Genomic DNA, 17,652 nt, shown 5'->3' with positions numbered 1-17,652 from the left:
TTATCGCTGTTTTTCTCTGTTTCTGGTCTTGTTTTTTGACGGTTCGGATTGATTGATAGGTTCAACTTTACTTCCATTAAGCTCCATTTTTTCAGCAAACTCGCATATATGATAGCAGCAATTTCCGACATACAAATGGTAGTCATCAATATACTTGCACACTCTGTCTGCTGTGTGTCCATCACGAAAAGTAATCTTGATTTTTCCACCATCGGGAATATAGAATTTCAAATTGTAATGACTGTCTATAAATCGAATTTGCTTTTCCTGCGGCTCTGCTCTATTCTCCTGTTGCTTCATTTTCCTTACCTCTCATTTTTGTTGCTTCATCAGAACCGCCGCCCAAATACGAAAAGAGTTTACCGGACTTTGTATTCTTCTGAAGCTCCATAATCACACCCATATCAGGAATCGTGATATTCGGGATTTTCAGGATTGCTTCCATATCAAGCTGCTGCAACTTTTTCTCCGTATCACAACCGGAGTCAAAGAGTTTATTCAGCACCTTGACCTTATTCTGAAAAGTTGCTTTGTCTTTCACGAAAATACCTCCTTAGCTAATGTTGATTACAATAGAAATACTGCCGCTCTGTTCTTCTTTCTGCGGATTACGTGAATACTCAGGAAAAAGGGACTGTACTCTCTGCCTTGCCCTGCGTATGGTTTCAAAACAAGGAAGTCCGTATGCTCGGTAATTAAATACAATATCCTCAAGCGGAAGATTTCCGGCAGGTATATATCCGTACCGATTGTAATAATGCAGAATAAGAAGCATATCATCATACCTCGACATCGGGCATTCCTTTAAGATTTCAAGCACTCGGCTCTCCACCGTTTTCTGTTGTTTCATGATGTTCCTCCAAAAATTAAAGGGACAGAGTTTTTTACGCTCTGCCCCGACTGATTAATGTTCGCTTGTTACTTACTTCTTACGGTTTTTAATCTGAAGAAAGATAAAGCCGCCGACAATAACGGCGACTAATGCGATAGCGATAATTGTCTTTGCTTCCATTACTCGTTACCCTCCTTTTTCTTCTTTTTGTATGCAACAACAGAAGTTACGGCGATACCGACAGCAGAAAGTCCGGCAAGGACATACCAAAGTTTCATATTGGTATCATCTCCTGTTTTCGGAGTATCCCTCAACTCATTGTGCATTTTTACAACGGCTGTTTCATCAAGTTTGATAGTAACATTCTGGTCGGCAGGTGTGATATATGCGGCAGAGGCATTGTTTGCCACTTCGGATACGGTATATTCGCCAATACGAAGTCCCTCAATCACAATTTCGCCGTTCTTATCTGTTTCAAATGTCATATCATAACCGTTTGCTCCGGTTACTCTGAACGCAAAACCTTTAACCTTACCATCTGAAGATGTCTTGACGATTTTCAGTGTTCCACGCATAGCTTCATTGATAAATCCAACACCAGCCTTATTCTCAACGGAATAAGTTGTTTCGTCTTTCTCAATGAAAACAGAGTATTCTCCCTTATCAAGCAGGAAGCCCTCTGGTGCTTTTGTTTCACGGACAATATATTTTCCGTAAAGCAGCTCTTTCATCTCATAAATTCCGGTTTCGGTTTCTTCAAGATTTCCGATAAGTTCATCGCCATCATCAATCTTTCCGTTCTCATTGGTGTCCTTATATACCTCAAAGGTTGCACCCGTAAGTTTGTTATCTGGATATTCAGCGTCCACCTTCGTGAGTCTGATATTGCCGTGAACATACTCATTGACAATCTCAATTTCAACTACCTGCTCGGCTTTGCTGATATTGACCTCATACGCCTTTTCATCAAGAACAAATCCCTTTGGCTGCTCGATTTCTCTTACAATCCATTTGCCATAAGGAACTTTTGCAAAAGAAAAACTACCGTCTTTTGCAGAGGTAGTCGTCATAAGTGCAGTATCCTTTGTAAATTCTGTTTCTTCGGCTTTGAAGATACCGATAACAGCACCCTCAAGTGCTTCTCCGTTCTCGTCAATCTTCTTACCTGATACAGAACCATAGATAAGTTCATTCTTGATTTCTTTTCCATCATTCACTTTGATTTCAACTGTTGCGGTATCCTGACCTGCATATTCAAACATAACCGGATATTTCGTATCAGAGAGAACATAATGCTCATCGGTTGCAATCTCCTTGACATAGTATTTGCCAAACGGAAGGTCTGACTTCATAACAGCAGTTCCATTTTCATTTACGCTGACAATCTCAATCAGTCCATCAGCCGGAATAACTGTACCGCTTGCAGATACAATATCTTCTGCGGCATAAAGACCAAAGCTGATGTTTTTGATTTCTCCGTTGTCGCCAATACCAAATGTCTTATCCTTTTCAATGGCTTTTACAAGGCTTACCTGCACTTTCTGTCTTTCGTTATAGAATGATGTGGAAGTTTCGGTAACAGAGATATTCTGACCTGCATAAGTAAGCTCAACCGTATGGGTTTCGCCACTGACTACCATTCCGTAAGGTGCTGTAATTTCCTTGACCTCGTATTTTCCGAGATAAAGTTCTTTGCTCTTCACAAATCCATCGGAGCTTGTTGTGATAGTATCTACCACTTCGCCCTTTGAACAGCGGAGCGTACCGTCCGGTGTGCTAATATCTTCCGCAGCACGGACTTCATAAACTGCTCCCTCAAGTCCTGTCACTTCATAAACAGGCTGATAAATAACATCACTGTCCTCAGAACCACTTACATTGACACCACTAAATACTTCTCCGGTTTTTTCAACCGTGATAGTACCTTTCTGTGCCATATTCGGCTTATTGACTTTCACAACAGTTACGCCACCTTCCTCTGTGGAATTTTCTTCGGTAATATCAAAATATACCGGAGTATCATCAAGTACATATCCGTATGGAGCTTGTACCTCTACGATAGAATATCCCTTGCCATAATCCAGTTTCTCAGGTGTTACAAGAGAACCATTTGCGTCGGTATAGAACACATCAATCGTGGTCGGTGTCGGATAAGTAAAGGTCATTTTGACCTGATTGCCCTGTGGGTCGTAAATCTTAAATCCTGCTCCTGCATACGGAATACTCTTTCCGCTTTCTGCGTCCACCTTGACTACATTGACAAAGCTCTCAAAGTTACGGTTATTGATGAGATAACGGTAGGTCTGTGCGTTCTGTGAAATGAACACATCAAAATCGTCCATCATCTCTCTGCCTTCCCAACTGGAAGTCTGGTGTACGGTATAAATACCATACGGCATATCTTTTGTCTGACCGAAGCCATTTTCATCGCAAACGATAGTATCTCTCTCGTCTTTATCGGCTGCGTCATAGCTTCCGGCAGATTTCAGGTAAATCTCAAAGGAAGCACCCTTTTCAGGAGTTTCAATCTTTGTTTCTCCATCGTCGGTGTGTTTAATGATAGCCACATTGCCTTTGATTACCTGCTCGGTTACATCATTGGAAGTAAGGTTGTGTTCTACCTCATAAAGTTTCGGGTCTGCACCCACTTCATGGATAGTCTTATCAAGCAAATATCCCTCTGACGGTGTAATTTCTCTGACCGTCCAGTCGGTATCACAAACATATTCTTTAGTAGTGAACTGACCGTTTTCATCAGTAACATACTTATCTACAAGCGTTTCTCCCTTATAGATACCGTAAACTGCTCCCGAAAGTTTGGCATTGCCCTGTGCTTCGCCTTTCTCAGCATCGCTCTTTGTTACTGTTACAGTAAATTTCTTCAAAATGTTATTGAAGTTTCTTGTGGTTACTTCTTTCCACTTCACTGGTGCAGTCTGATTTTTTGGCACAACATAACGGATAGCTGTGTCTACTTCTTCAAGGATATATGGTTCAGAACCACTGATAAGCACACCTTTGAAAGTTGCCACACCGTCTTTGTCCGTAACTGCATACTGGTCAACAGCATCACCGGAAAGAGAAGTACCGAAAAGATGGAACTTCACACCTTCAACAAGGTTATCTTCTGAGGACTTCACTACCTGAAGGTCGCCACGCTTCAATTTGTTATTGAAAGTGACCTTTGCAACCTGCCCTGCCACAACAGTAACTCTATGTGTTTCCTGCGGCTCGTACTTATCGTATGCCTGCTCGGTTACGGTATAGATACCCGGCATAAGATTATCCATCTGGAACTTACCGCCATTAGCTGTTGTAACTGTCTGATTGATACCGTTTCCGGTAATCGTGAAGTTGATACCGTCAACCTTTCCGTCCTCACTGGTCTTTACAATCTGACAAGAACCATAGCTGACTTTCATCTTCACATAACCGTTGATACTATCGCTTACTTCCTGAGCATAGCTGACAACATCCTGCACACTGGAGTTCTGACCGTGTTTGCCCTCTGACCATACAACCACACCTCTGCGGACTGCATTTTTCTTGGTTGCGGTAATGGTAAATTCCTTACTCGGTGCTGTATCCATAGAAACCGTAAGTTTGTTACCATTCACTGAAAAGCTCACTCCACTGATGCTTGCCTTGAAATTATATTTGGACAGCACATTATTGGAATCTGTCAGAGTAGTTGTGTACTTGCTTCCGTTCCACTCAAGTTCTATTGTCTTTGCCGAACCGGATGATTTATTACAAAAGCTCGGTATGGTCGCATGGTTCTGTACACTCTGCACCATACTGTTGTAATAACTGAAAATCTTATTGCGGAGTGGATGCTTTGCATTGATGACATCTTTCACATTGCTACAACCACTGGCTGCTACATGATTGAAGTTCGCATCACGCTCTCCTATAACAGTTTCCCAGATAAGAAGCTGTGTGGCATAAGCCTGTGCAATGCTGTTTGCTGCTGCTTCATTCTGTGACCTCCAAGAAGTCGAGATTGTCCCACGATAGCCATACTGTAAAATACGACCAACGAAAAGACGGATTTCATCTCCGGAAATAACCCCATTGGCTGCAAGGTTATTAAAATAATTTTCGTCATACTTATTCATTGTCTGACCGACCTTGAGCGAAATTCCCGGCTCAATACAATAAGCAACATTGCCTGAGTATGAGCCAATAGCCTTAAGATTGGTAAAATTGGAACGTCCGGTATGCCAACCATTTTTCAAGGTCAAATTGCTGTGTCCCCATACCCCATCGTAATTAGCATCGCCATCACGAGGGAAATCGACCATATAAACATCGGCTTTTTCTCCCGAAGCAGCATATGCTGTTGTCGAGCCAATGCCTGCAAAAGTGGTCACACACATAAGGGTCGCCAAGAAAAGCGACGTGACTCTTTTGAATTTTGACTTTATCATTGCGTTTCCTCCTGTAAAAATTGAAAACACACCGTATCTCTACGATGTGCCTTTGTGGATTTTCTCTTACGACAAGATTTACCTGCCGAAAAACAAATGCGGATTTTCGTTAATTTTTCATTTTATCATACACCTCCAGTCCGTTCATACTGTGCGATTCCCCCTTAGAGATAGACATATACTTTGAGATAGTTATATTCAAGTGAGATAGTATATATCATTTTCGGTAGGTAAAAATATAACTAAGGGGTTAGAGTGTGAGAAAGGGGAACTGTAAAACAGGCTATCTGCTGTCACGCTCTGCACGATTACGCAAGAACTTGTTGTAATGCTCCAATGCCTTGCAGACAAAATCCTCCGTCTGACTGACGGGAATGTTTTTCGGGATAAGCTGTCTTACTCTGTCGCCCCTCAACACGATTTTTTCCTTTTGGTTCGGCTTTTCCTCAGACATAACAGCGTGGATTGCTTCTGTTGTAAGGTTGCCCTCGTTGAATAACTTTCGCATACGGATTGTCTGGTCGTGTGACGGGGTAGCGTCATTCAGGTCGATTTCGTCAACCACATCACGCTGGCAATCTTCGTCAAGATAGGAAAGTTCTACGGCAGGACGCATTTTAATACGCCCCTCGTCAACAAATTCAAGCAATTCAGGAACAAGGTTTGTCAGACGAATATACCTGCGTATTTGTTCACGACTTTCCCCTACTTCTTCTCCAATACGAGAAACCGAAAGGGCATCTTTACCTGCCAACTTCTCCACCAGTGGTGTAGAAGTTAAATCTGTTCTTTGTCCCTGCCTTTTCATTGCTTCCAAACGCATTTTATAGGCAAAGGCTTTTTCACTCGGCAATATCTCTGACCTCTGGAAATTACTTTCAACCATTAAAATGGTCGCTTCATCTCTGTTCAGGTCTACAATCTCACTTCTCAGGGTTTCAAATCCTGCCAGTTCACAAGCTCGCTTTCGTCTGTGTCCTGAAACAAGTTCGTATCTGCCGTCCTCTTTCTGCCTTACCGTTGCCGGAGTAATAACTCCTCTTTCCTTGACACTCTCCACAAGCTGCATCATATCTTCATCGTCCCTGACCTTAAACGGGTGGTCGGGGAAATCATCAATCAGCTCTAACGGAATATCTCGGATTTTTGAAAGCTGTTCTTCATCTCTCTGTGCCTGCGTGGTAAATAAATCATCGAGCTTCGTGAGAGTGAAGTTGCTCTTTCTTCCTGCCATCGGCTAACACCTCCTTTGTAAATTCAGCGTATGCCTTAGACACTGTGCTGTTTGGCTCATAAGCATAAATGCTTTTACCTTTGGAAGAAGTTTCAGCGGCTTTTACGGCAATCGGGATTTGTGTTCGATACATCCTTATCTGATTACCGAAGTTTGCCCTGAGTGCTTCCACCGTACTCTTTGCAAGGTTTGTTCGGCTATCCACCAAAGTAAGCAGCATACCGTCTATCTTAATATCCGGATTGATATACTTCTTTACTTTTGAAATGGTCTGCACAAGCTGTGTCATACCCTTTGCAGGCAAATACTGAGCCTGAACCGGAATGATAACACTGTCTGCCGCCGATAAAGCATTGAGAGTAACCATACCAAGTGAAGGCATACAGTCTATAATTACATAATCATATCTGTTCTTCACTTGACTCAGATAATTCTTGAGTGTAGTTTCTCTGCTCATTGCGTTCACAAGGTTAAATTCCATTGCTGAAAGCTCAAGGTTTGCCGGAACAAGGTCAACACCTTCTTCGTGGTGCAGGATACCAACCATAGGGTCTGTCATCGTTTCATTGATTACATCTGTGAGTTTCGTTGCAAGCGTAATACCCAAGCCGTCTGTATCCTGCCAACCAAGACAAGTCGTTAAATCTCCCTGCGGGTCTGCGTCTATGAGCAATACTTTCTTGCCCTGCATTGCAAGCCCGACTCCAAGATTAACTGTTGTGGTGGTCTTTCCGACTCCGCCTTTCTGGTTACATACGGAAATCGTTTTACAGTTTGACACTTCTTTTTGCCCTCCTTTCTGAAAATTCATAGCCACCGCATTATGGCTATGTACCTGACCGACTCATTTCCTAATCGGTCATAGCAATATTTGTTCTCAACACCCCTTGCCAAGCAAAATGCTTATGGGAAGTCACTAAGGAACAGACTGCTTATCTGTATCATAGGATTCTAACCTCTGCCGGGTACTCCGCCAGCTCCGTAGAGAAGTATCATTATCATTCTGACTGTCATCGCCATATCAGGAGCAACCTGATACTCATAACCGGAGTTCTCGCTATTCTGAAATACAAAAATTACGGCGTACCTGCTAAAGTGGCTATCATCAGAAATAAAGTCTTAGTGAATGACTTATTCAATTTTCAAGCGAAAAGGCTTCCGTTTTTGCTATCCGGAATGAACCCCTTCACTCATTTGGACAAAGGGGTATGAAATGCACACCCAAAATCTCCGCTTTTCCGAAAATTTTTCAAAAAATTTTTTGAAATAAAAAAGCCGCCTGCTCCGGTTAGGAAACAGACGGCAAATCAACGTTCTAAATGTATTCAATTTTCAATTTCTTTTTCTTTGCTTCAAGCACTTTACATAGAACATCATCTACTGCGTCGGTGTATCGCCCCTGAGCTGCTAAATTGTTCTTCAGTTCGATGAGCGATTGTATCACTCGGCTTCGTTCTTCTTCATTTAAGTATAGATGATAGGTTTTCTCTCTCATTGGCTGTCCCTCCATCTTTCAAATGTATTTTTGATTATCTCCACATCTTCCTCGGTATCGGAAGAAATAAATATATGTACGCTCTGAAAAGCTTTCTTTAAATTATTGGCATAATCCAGTTCTGTGCCTTTCATCGGCAGCTTAATCAGCCTTATTCCTCTTTGCTTGCACATATATGCTTTCATTATTTCTAAATTCTCATCGGCACTTCCTGACTCAATAGCCAACTTTTCTGAAGGTATGTATGTTTCAAGCGGAACTCCAAGCAATCGGTCAGAACCAAGTTCTGCTTTCAAGCCTTTCTTATTAGAATAATAGCTGACAGCCAAAGCAGGAAATAGAGATAAATACTCCTGCTCACAAAATCGACAGCCTTTCTTCAATATCGTTCTTTCATTTATCTTCATACTCCACGAATGACCGTGCCTGCATTTCCACCACGCTCTCTTTGCCGAAGTTCGTGATACCTCTGTAGGTTTCAGTTTATTCTGTTCATAATCCCATTCGCTAAGAAGCTGACTGTCTGTTGTCGCCAAATCATTATATCCGGCAAGGACTTCTCTCTCTGCACAAACGGGGCATACCGTACCTTTCACACGGGCATTGATAACAGATTTCCACTCGTTACCGCATTTACTGCATCTCCACCAGACATTTTTCCTCAACTTTGCATTTACTTCATCAGGCTTCAATGGCAAGTTCTTCTCCGACCACTCCGAAGCAATTTCAGGGTGTGTTGTCTGCAAATCGTTAAACCCTTTCAGGAATATGTACCCACTGCAATACGGGCATTTGCTCCCACCGGAACGGGTAGAAATAAGGGTATTCCATTCTCTGCCGCAATCCTTACACTTCCACCAAGCCTTACGATTGGCAAAGACCGTAACCTGAGTTGGAAGTAACGGATAATTTCTGTCCGACCACTCGGCTGCTATATCCGGCAGAAGTGTTGCAAGGTCATTAAATCCTGCCAACACTTTATTATGGGAGCAATACGGGCAACCTGTTTTATTTATTGTTCTGCTCTTAACGGCAACTTCCCACTCGTGTCCTTTCTCACATCTCCAAATCACTTTCTTATGAGAACCAATAGAAACCTCTGTCGGTTTTATCTTATTCTTTTTCGACCACTGCTTTTCCAGTAGCGGCTCTAATGTCGCCAAATCGTTAATGCCTGCAATCACTCTTGCACCGGAACATATCGGGCATTTTTCTCCATTGGAACGAGCCTTAACGCTTGTCTGCCATTCGTGACCGCAAGCACCTTTCCACCATACCTTTTTATTCGAGCCGAAAGATATGCTGTCCGGTGTCAGTGGCAAATTCTTTTCCGACCACTCGGCAACCAATTCCGGATGTACTGCCGCTAAGCTGTTACTCATATCAAATCCTCTCCTTCCTTTGGCTTTATTATATGAAGAAAAGGTACTTGCCCCAAGTTTGCGAATATGCGGATAAATTAAAAAAGCCCTTTGAGAAAGGGTATTCCTCTCTCAAAGGGAGTTAATCAAACTGAAATTTGTCGCTTTAATACCCGTGGTCAACATGTTCCCAATTCCCACTGTCATTCCTAATTAGAATCCATTTCCAATCATCATATGTTGAATCCGGATTAAGCGAACCATCCCCGCCTGATGAGTCTACATCGAAAGATGATAATATTACGATTGCTTCATCCGCGTCATATTGTTCAGCCCATTCATCAAATTCATCGGCGTATGTATCTCCGGGATAGGACAGTTTTGTCAGTGTGCAGCCGTCAAATTCGTTGCCGAAATAGTCTTTTACTGTTTGGAAAGCCGCCTCAATATCACTGTCTGAATATATTTCCGATGGTTTCCAATCAGGAATTTGAACATTGTCAATATTCCCACCACTATTCTTTCCACTACAGCCGGCAAGAACAAAAATCATTATCAAAGCTGTCAGAAAACAGAATAAAGTTTTCCTATTCATTTTTCGATACCTCCTACGAATTCAAATTTTCATCCCTACAGACTTGAATTTATCGTAGTAGTGCATCTCTTAAATACCCCAGACCACTTTGGATATTTGCTCCTGCTCTATCGATAGCACCCGCTATAATGATTGCGGCAACTATAATTGCAGTCGCTATAATAATTTTACCTATTAGATGTTGATATTCTTTCATAGTTATGTCTCCTTTCAAATTCAAATTTGTCGTTTTCTTTTATCCCCATTATAACTTTTCTCCATAACCACTGCAATGAAAACCTAATCGGTGATTTACATTTCTCTCTCTTCTAAAAATGGGCAATCCCTATTTCAGGACTGCCCATTCATTCTGCTAATTATGCGATTTTTTCTTGCTTGCACCGATTTCTGCATCAATTGATGTAAGTTTGATGTAAATCGCTGTTTTTTCAGTTTTTTATCAAATGAAGTACGTCCCGTTTATTTTTTAAAACGGTACATCTTTACATCATCTTAATAGAGCTTAGCACCTGCCGGAATGTGGTCATCTACCATCAGAAGATGAAGCTTTTCTTCGCCTTCTTCTTCGTGAATAGCACTGAGGAGCATACCGCAAGAGTCAATGCCCATCATAGCTCTCGGTGGAAGGTTTGTGATAGCGATAAGAGTCTTTCCAACCAGTTCTTCCGGCTCATAAAAGCTATGAATACCGCTTAAAATGGTTCTGTCTGTGCCTGTTCCGTCATCAAGAGTGAACTGTAACAGTTTCTTTGACTTCGGTACTGCAACACACTCTTTAACCTTTACTGCACGGAAATCTGACTTGCTGAATGTATCAAAGTCTACCATTTCCTCAAACAAAGGCTCAATCTTTACCTTAGAAAAATCAATCTTTTCAGGCTCTGCTTTCACTTCTTCAGTAGCCTTAGATTTTACATCATTTTTCTTATTTACATCATTCAGGGTCTTCATTGTCGGGAACAGAAGTACGTCACGAATTGCCTGGCTGTCTGTCAGGAGCATAACGAGACGGTCGATTCCGTATCCGATACCACCTGTTGGCGGCATACCGATCTCCAGTGCATTCAGGAAGTCTTCATCTGTGTGGTTGGCTTCCTCATCACCTGCGTCTGCAAGAGCATCCTGTGCTTTGAAACGCTCTCTCTGATCGATCGGGTCGTTGAGCTCGGAATATGCATTACACATTTCCCATGTATTGATAAAGAGCTCAAAACGCTCTACCTTGTTCGGATCGGAAGGTTTCTTCTTGGTCAGCGGAGAGATCTCGATCGGATGATCCATGATAAATGTCGGCTGGATCAGCTCTTTCTCACAGTACTCCTCGAAGAAGAGGTTGATGATATCACCCTTCTTATGACGATCCTCATACTCGATATGATGCTCGTCAGCAAGCTTCTTGGCTGCCTCATCATCTGCTACTTCGTCAAAGTCGATTCCTGCATATTTCTTGATGGCATCGTTCATGGTCAGACGTGCGAAAGGCTTTCCAAGATCGATCTCGATACCATTGTAGGAAATCTTTGTGGAACCGCAGACCTTCTCTGCAAGGTAACGGAACATGGACTCTGTCAGCTCCATCATTCCCTCATAATCAGTATATGCCTGATAAAGCTCCATCAGAGTAAACTCCGGATTGTGACGGGTATCAACACCCTCGTTACGGAATACACGGCCGATCTCGTAAACTCTCTCAAGTCCACCAACGATCAGTCTCTTAAGATAAAGCTCCAGAGAAATACGAAGCTTAACATCTTCGTTCAGTGCATTGTAATGTGTCTCAAACGGTCTTGCAGCTGCACCACCGGCGTTGGAAACCAGCATCGGCGTCTCCACTTCCATGAAGTCACGTCCTGCAAGGAAGTTGCGGATCTCCTTAAGGATCTGGGAACGTTTGATGAATACATTCTTGCTGTCCTGGTTCATGATAAGATCCACATATCTCTGACGATAACGGGTATCTGTATCTGTCAGTCCGTGGAATTTCTCAGGAAGGATCTGTAAGCTCTTGGAAAGAAGAGTCATCTTCTCTGCATGAATGGAGATCTCACCTGTTCTTGTTCTGAAAGCAAATCCCTCCAGACCAAAAATATCGCCGATATCAGATTTCTTAAAATCTGCATAGGAATCGGTTCCAATGGCATCTCTTGCCACATAAACCTGAATGTTACCCTGTAAATCCTGGATATTGCAGAAAGAAGCTTTTCCCATTACACGCTTGAACATCATACGTCCTGCGATTGATACATGGATCGGGCTTGCGTCCATGATGCTTCTTCTTTCTTCATAATCCTTCTTCTGAGCCTCTTTTGCCTGCTCTTCATCAAGACCTGTTACATCAAGCTCCTTGCGATCTTTGAGAAGCTCTGCCTCATGTGCTTCATAGAGATTCTTTACCTCAAGGGAATGATGTGTCTGATCAAATTTTGTGATCTGAAACGGGTCCCTGCCATTTGCCTGAAGGTCTGCCAGTTTGTCACGACGTACCTTAAGCAGCTGGTTTACATCCTGCTTCTTCTGCTCTGCCACTTGTTGGCCTCCTTAATCTATCTGTCGTTCAAGCGGATCTGTGCGATCCGCTCCGTTGTCTGCTTTATACGTTTCTCTGGATCTCAAGAACCTTGTATTTCATGATTCCGGACGGCATCTCAACCTCAACGATATCGTTGGTGTGTGCACCGATCAGTGCTTTACCTACCGGAGACTCATTGGAGATCTTTCCCTCAAGGCTGTTAGCCTCTGTGGAACCTACGATCTTCAGCTCCATATCTTCCTCAAATTCATAATCATGAACCTTAACCTTGCAGCCTACGCTGATTCTGTCAAGATCGACTTCGTCCTCTACTACAACCTCAGCGTTCTTGAGGATCTTCTCGATCTCCTCGATACGTGCCTCGATATCTCTCTGCTCATCCTTTGCTGCATCGTACTCTGCGTTCTCAGAAAGGTCTCCCTGCTCTCTGGCCTCTTTGATCTTTCCTGCTACTTCTTTTCTCTTAACAACTTTCAGATCGTGCAGCTCGTCTTCCAGTTTTCTAAGTCCTGCGTATGTGAGTAAGTTCTTCTTTGCTTCTTCCATTTTGCCTTACTTCCTTTCAAAACCGTGCTGTTTTTTCTGAAAAAAATACAGCTTCGGATATTTCTGTTGCTACCATTCCCAAGAGCTCTTTTTTCTAAAAAAGGGCGTAAAAATCTCAGGATATTCACAATTCCTGTATTATACCGAAAAGCCCCAGTATTGTCAAGCATTCCACGTCGAAAAAGGATCCCTGAAATATGCAAAAAAAGCCGCGCGAAATCTCAGATTTCAACACGGCTTTTCTGTATTATCCTACCCGGTCTGATTCCTTATTTCTTCTCCGGAAAAAGATCTTTATAACGATTAGTCACCATCTGTGTCTGATACTCAAAATCCTGTTTATGCTGATTGACCAGTGTAGAAAGGATGATCCCGGAAAACCAGCAGATGATAGCTGTCAGGATCACAAAACCGCTGACGATCAGTGTCGGGATCTTTTCCACTGTCCCAACCTCCAGAAAATGTACCAGCACCGGAATAAAGAATACCATTCCCACCACAAACAGCACTGCTGCGATAAGGGAGAAGAACTCCAGCGGCTTGTAATTTTTGAACATTTTCACAATAGTCTTCAGGACCTTAAATCCATCTGCATAAGTATTCAGCTTGGACTCACTTCCCTCCGGCCTGTCACGATATTCAATGACTACATTCTCAACCTGCATGTTCTTATCGATGGCGTGGATCGTCATCTCTGTCTCGATCTCAAAATTCTTGGAAAGTACCGGGAATGTTTTTACAAAGCGGTAACTCATGGCACGGTAACCTGTCATGATATCCTTGATGTTGCTTTTGAAAAGACGGTTAATGGAACCCCTTACGATGCTGTTTCCAAAGTTGTGGAAAGGTCTCTTGTTCTCTGTAAAATATGTAGAAGAAAGGCGGTCACCAACTACCATGTCTGTGCCTTTCTCCAGAACCTTGCTGCACATTTCAGCTGCAAACTCTGCCGGATAAGTATCGTCACCATCTACCATAAGATAACACTGCGCATCGATATCCCGAAACATACTGCGGATCACGTTTCCTTTTCCCTGCTGATACTCATAACGGACAACTGCCCCCTCTTTTCTGGCGATCTCGTCAGTTCCATCTGTAGAGTTATTATCATATACGTAGATCACAGCTTCCGGAAGTGCTTTTTTCATATCGCGGATAACCTTTGCTACCGTCTTGCTTTCGTTGTAGCAAGGAATTAAAACTGCTATTTTATCTGCCATTATTTTTCTCCTGTAAAACAAAAAATTTCTGCGGATTCCCACTAACTGACTGTAGCACGCGCCCCGTTCCTTGTCAATAGAACGTTTCGTTTTCTCCGGCATACTTTTCTCTTTTATCGCTCCACTATCATGTCTGTAAGCTTTTTCAGTTCTTCATAGCTTGAAATATTATTAGATTCTCTCCGGATTCCCGCACTGTGCCGCATACCGGCTGTATACCAGGCTACATGCTTCCGCATTTCGCGGATCCCGATATACTCCCCCTTTATCGCGATCTGATCTTCGGCATGGCGCAGGATCATCTCGCAGACTTCCTCTGCGGTTGGTCTGGGAAGCTTTTCCCCGGTGTGGAAATAGTGGTTCAGCTCCCGGAAGATCCACGGGTTCCCACGTACTGCACGGCCGATCATCACCGCATCGCAGCCAGTCTCTTTAAACATGGCTTCTGCAGTTTCCGGTGAAACGATATCTCCGTTTCCTATCACCGGAATAGTCACCGCTTCCTTCACCCTGCGGATAGCATCCCAGTCCGCCTGACCGGAATAATACTGCTGTCTGGTCCTTCCATGAACTGCGATGGCTGCTGCACCGGCATCCTCCACCCGTTTTGCGATCTCCACCACATCCACCGGCGTATTTTCATCAAAGCCAATGCGGACCTTCACCGTTACCGGCTTGGAAACTGCTCCGGAAACACTGCGGACGATCTCTTCGATCAGCTGAGGATCCTTCAGAAGAGCTGAGCCCTCGCCATTATTTACCACCTTGGGAACCGGACATCCCATATTGATATCGAGAATGTCAAAGGGACGCTCCTCAATGCTTTTTGCCACCTCTGCCATAAGGTCCGGCTCGCTGCCGAAAAGCTGCATAGATACCGGATGCTCCCCGGGATCGATCTCCATCAGCGCCTCTGTATTCTTATTATGAAAAGAGATCGCCTTGGCACTGACCATCTCCATACAGATCAGGCCTGCACCCTGCTCCTTGCAAAGTCTTCGAAATGCCAGATCCGTAACCCCTGCCATCGGTGCAAGCACAAAGGGATTCGGTATCTCCACATTTCCGATCTTCCACTGCATCTTCATGGATCATTCCTCAACGGCATCTGCTTTTTTCTGCAGTTCCTCATCCGGGATATCTCCCAGGAAAAATACCTTGTAATACATTTCCAGAGATTCCAGAAGCTCTCTTTTGTCCCGCTGGAGTTCCTTGATCTTCAGTGCACTTCCGATCTCGTCAAAACGGGCATCTGCCTCCAGGGCCTCAGTCTTAAACTGCAGACTGCCGTCCTCATCAAATTCCAGTGTCAGGATCCCGCCTACATCCTCTGTGAAAAGCACACACATGATCTGCAGCTCCTGCTTTACCGTCTCAGGAAGAGACGCAAAATCCTGGTTAAAATAATATTTCTGCTCATAAGAGCTTGCTCCGCAGAGCACAATGTTATCCTGATACATAAAATCTCCTTTATTTATAACTTGACACTCCCCACAGCTAAAGCAGGGAGATTCTTGTTTTTTCCACTACTGCAATAAAACATCAACGGAAAATCGCTGCCGGAAATTTTATCCGATCTGTGCTGCATGTTTTACACATAGCTGTATAAACCACGTACAGAAACCTCTCCGGAATTTACTTCCTCGACTGTACCGTCTGCACGCTCTACCAGAAGCTCTCCGCCGGCATTGATCCCTCTTGCGATCCCCTCATATGGATCATTCTGATCCAGTACACGTACCGGCTGGTTCAGATTGGCCAGCATTTTCTCATAATCCGGTTTCAGACCGCTGAGATCCTCTGTCTGTACAAATCTCTCATAATTTTCCTCAAAATGCTTCATCACAAGTCCGACTACCTGTGCCCGGTCAAAGGGATGTCCGCTTTCCAGATACAGAGAGGTAGCCTTATCTGCCATTTCTTCCGGGAAGCTTTCCATATTTACGTTAATCCCGACTCCGATAACTGCACAGCCGATCTTATCCTGCTTCATGGTCATTTCAGTTAAGATACCGCAGATCTTTTTGCGGGAAACAACTACATCGTTAGGCCATTTGATCCCTACCTCAAGACCGAGCTCTGCTACTGCCTGTGCAACTGAAAGTCCCATAACAAGTGTCAGCATCGGCGCCTTCTGCGGAGAAAATTCCGGGCAGATAAGGATACTCATAGTAATGGCACTGTCCGGCGGCGCACTCCATCGTCTTGTAAAACGTCCGCGTCCTGCGGACTGATATTCTGCCACAAACAGCTCTCCGTGTCCTGCGCCTTCTTCCCTCCAGGCACGTTTTCCCCAGAGGTTTGTGGAATCTGTTTCTCTTGCAAAATGGACGGTTTTGCCCGCCCATTTTGTATGTGTTGCCTGTGAAATTATTTCTTCATTAAATAAATCTGACATTATTTCTCCGGCTCTCCTAATGTTGCAACGATCACAGCCTTAATGGTGTGCATACGGTTCTCAGCTTCGTCGAATACCTTGGACTGCGGAGACTCGAATACTTCGTCTGTAACCTCCATATCTGTAAGGTTGAAACGCTCGCCCATCTCTTTTCCGATCTTTGTCTTAAGATCATGGAATGCCGGCAGACAGTGAAGGAAGATCGCCTTTTCACCGGCGTTCTCCATTACATGTCTGGTAACCTTGTATGGTGTCAGGTCGTGGATACGCTCTGTCCATACTTCGTCAGGCTCGCCCATGGATACCCATACATCTGTGTAGATGATGTCCGCATCTTTTGTTCCTGCCTCCACATCCTCTGTGAGAGTGATGGTGGAACCTGCCTCTTCTGCCCACTGCTGACACTGTGCTACAAGCTCATCATTCGGGAAATATTTCTTATTGGTGCAGGCTACGAAATCAAGACCAAGCTTGGAGCATACAACCATCAGAGAGTTACCCATGTTGTAACGGGCATCGCCCATGTATACAAGCTTCAGGCCTTTCAGTTTGCCGAAATGTTCACGTACTGTCAGCATATCTGCAAGCATTTGTGTCGGATGATACTCGTTTGTCAGGCCATTCCATACCGGTACACCTGCATGCTTCGCAAGCTCCTCAACAATATCCTGACCGAAGCCACGGTACTCGATTCCCTCATACATTCTTCCGAGAACTCTTGCAGTATCTGCGATGCTCTCCTTCTTTCCGATCTGGGAGCCTGTGGGATCCAGATAGGTAGAGCCCATTCCCAGATCATGAGCTGCCACTTCGAAGGAACAGCGTGTTCTTGTGCTTGTTTTTTCAAAGATCAGGGCAATATTCTTACCTCTGTAATACTCATGAAGCTCTCCTGCTTTTTTCTTTGCCTTCAGATCTGCTGCAAGGTCGATCATGTAAGTGATCTCTTCCGGTGTAAAGTCTTTCAGTGTCAGGAAATTTCTTCCTTTAAGATTCATAATATGTCCTCCT

General features: G+C 43.7%; 17 protein-coding genes. All 17 read right to left on the bottom strand.

The genetic code is table 11. The annotated features are described in order from the left end of the window. Entirely contained in the window at positions 1 to 300 is a 300-nt protein-coding gene (locus tag NE638_RS12695) for a hypothetical protein (protein WP_051335194.1), read from the bottom strand. Beyond that, positions 281 to 541 carry a hypothetical protein gene (locus tag NE638_RS12690; protein WP_023920501.1) on the bottom strand — a complete coding sequence of 87 codons (261 nt, stop codon included), beginning with the start codon at positions 539 to 541 and terminating at the stop codon, positions 281 to 283. Before NE638_RS12690 ends, NE638_RS12695 begins: the two co-directional genes overlap by 20 nt. Before the next feature lie 12 nt (positions 542 to 553). Next, entirely contained in the window at positions 554 to 850 is a 297-nt protein-coding gene (locus tag NE638_RS12685; protein WP_055062735.1) for a hypothetical protein, read from the bottom strand. Between the two features lie 161 nt (positions 851 to 1,011). Next, positions 1,012 to 5,262: a SpaA isopeptide-forming pilin-related protein gene (locus tag NE638_RS12680; protein ID WP_173746301.1), complete on the bottom strand. Its 4,251-nt coding sequence runs from the start codon at positions 5,260 to 5,262 to the stop codon at positions 1,012 to 1,014. A gap of 283 nt (positions 5,263 to 5,545) precedes the next feature. Next, a complete protein-coding gene (locus tag NE638_RS12675; RefSeq protein WP_173746299.1) occupies positions 5,546 to 6,496 on the bottom strand; it encodes a ParB/RepB/Spo0J family partition protein in 951 nt (316 codons plus the stop codon). Further along, the gene (locus NE638_RS12670) at positions 6,453 to 7,277 is read right to left on the bottom strand and encodes a ParA family protein (RefSeq protein WP_173746297.1); all 825 of its coding nucleotides are present in this window, start codon (positions 7,275 to 7,277) and stop codon (positions 6,453 to 6,455) included. The genes NE638_RS12675 and NE638_RS12670 overlap by 44 nt, the downstream gene beginning before the upstream one ends. Before the next feature lie 534 nt (positions 7,278 to 7,811). Next, positions 7,812 to 7,991, bottom strand: coding sequence for a hypothetical protein (locus tag NE638_RS12665; protein WP_002594660.1), 180 nt, complete (start codon positions 7,989 to 7,991; stop codon positions 7,812 to 7,814). Then, the gene (locus NE638_RS12660; RefSeq protein WP_173746295.1) at positions 7,988 to 9,373 is read right to left on the bottom strand and encodes a zinc-ribbon domain-containing protein; all 1,386 of its coding nucleotides are present in this window, start codon (positions 9,371 to 9,373) and stop codon (positions 7,988 to 7,990) included. Before NE638_RS12660 ends, NE638_RS12665 begins: the two co-directional genes overlap by 4 nt. A gap of 145 nt (positions 9,374 to 9,518) precedes the next feature. Then, positions 9,519 to 9,947, bottom strand: coding sequence for a hypothetical protein (locus NE638_RS12655; protein ID WP_055291182.1), 429 nt, complete (start codon positions 9,945 to 9,947; stop codon positions 9,519 to 9,521). A 49-nt stretch (positions 9,948 to 9,996) separates the two neighbouring features. Further along, positions 9,997 to 10,143, bottom strand: coding sequence for a hypothetical protein (locus NE638_RS12650; RefSeq protein WP_173685342.1), 147 nt, complete (start codon positions 10,141 to 10,143; stop codon positions 9,997 to 9,999). Between the two features lie 296 nt (positions 10,144 to 10,439). After that, complete coding sequence (gene lysS, locus NE638_RS12645) at positions 10,440 to 12,212, bottom strand: lysine--tRNA ligase (protein ID WP_244094842.1); 1,773 nt, start codon at positions 12,210 to 12,212, stop codon at positions 10,440 to 10,442. Positions 12,213 to 12,537: 325 nt separating this feature from the next. After that, the gene (gene greA, locus NE638_RS12640; RefSeq protein ID WP_015526720.1) at positions 12,538 to 13,023 is read right to left on the bottom strand and encodes a transcription elongation factor GreA; all 486 of its coding nucleotides are present in this window, start codon (positions 13,021 to 13,023) and stop codon (positions 12,538 to 12,540) included. Between the two features lie 269 nt (positions 13,024 to 13,292). Beyond that, positions 13,293 to 14,243 (bottom strand): glycosyltransferase family 2 protein, encoded by a 951-nt coding sequence (locus NE638_RS12635; protein WP_173746292.1) that lies wholly within the window; start codon positions 14,241 to 14,243, stop codon positions 13,293 to 13,295. A 113-nt stretch (positions 14,244 to 14,356) separates the two neighbouring features. Then, the gene (dusB, locus tag NE638_RS12630) at positions 14,357 to 15,325 is read right to left on the bottom strand and encodes a tRNA dihydrouridine synthase DusB (protein ID WP_420314207.1); all 969 of its coding nucleotides are present in this window, start codon (positions 15,323 to 15,325) and stop codon (positions 14,357 to 14,359) included. Between the two features lie 9 nt (positions 15,326 to 15,334). Further along, positions 15,335 to 15,703 (bottom strand): DUF6145 family protein, encoded by a 369-nt coding sequence (locus NE638_RS12625; protein WP_015526724.1) that lies wholly within the window; start codon positions 15,701 to 15,703, stop codon positions 15,335 to 15,337. A 131-nt stretch (positions 15,704 to 15,834) separates the two neighbouring features. Continuing rightward, positions 15,835 to 16,641 carry a biotin--[acetyl-CoA-carboxylase] ligase gene (locus NE638_RS12620; protein WP_059086451.1) on the bottom strand — a complete coding sequence of 269 codons (807 nt, stop codon included), beginning with the start codon at positions 16,639 to 16,641 and terminating at the stop codon, positions 15,835 to 15,837. Continuing rightward, the gene (gene argF, locus NE638_RS12615) at positions 16,641 to 17,639 is read right to left on the bottom strand and encodes an ornithine carbamoyltransferase (protein ID WP_015526726.1); all 999 of its coding nucleotides are present in this window, start codon (positions 17,637 to 17,639) and stop codon (positions 16,641 to 16,643) included. The genes NE638_RS12620 and argF overlap by 1 nt, the downstream gene beginning before the upstream one ends. Between the last annotated feature and the right edge of the window lie 13 nt (positions 17,640 to 17,652).

The sequence above is a fragment of the Blautia sp. MSK.18.38 genome, assembly GCF_024460535.1.
In the GTDB taxonomy this organism is placed as follows: Bacteria; Bacillota; Clostridia; order Lachnospirales; family Lachnospiraceae; genus Blautia_A; species Blautia_A fusiformis.
The sequence above is the reverse complement of the archived record's forward strand: the minus strand, read 5'-3'. Positions and strand labels throughout refer to the sequence as shown.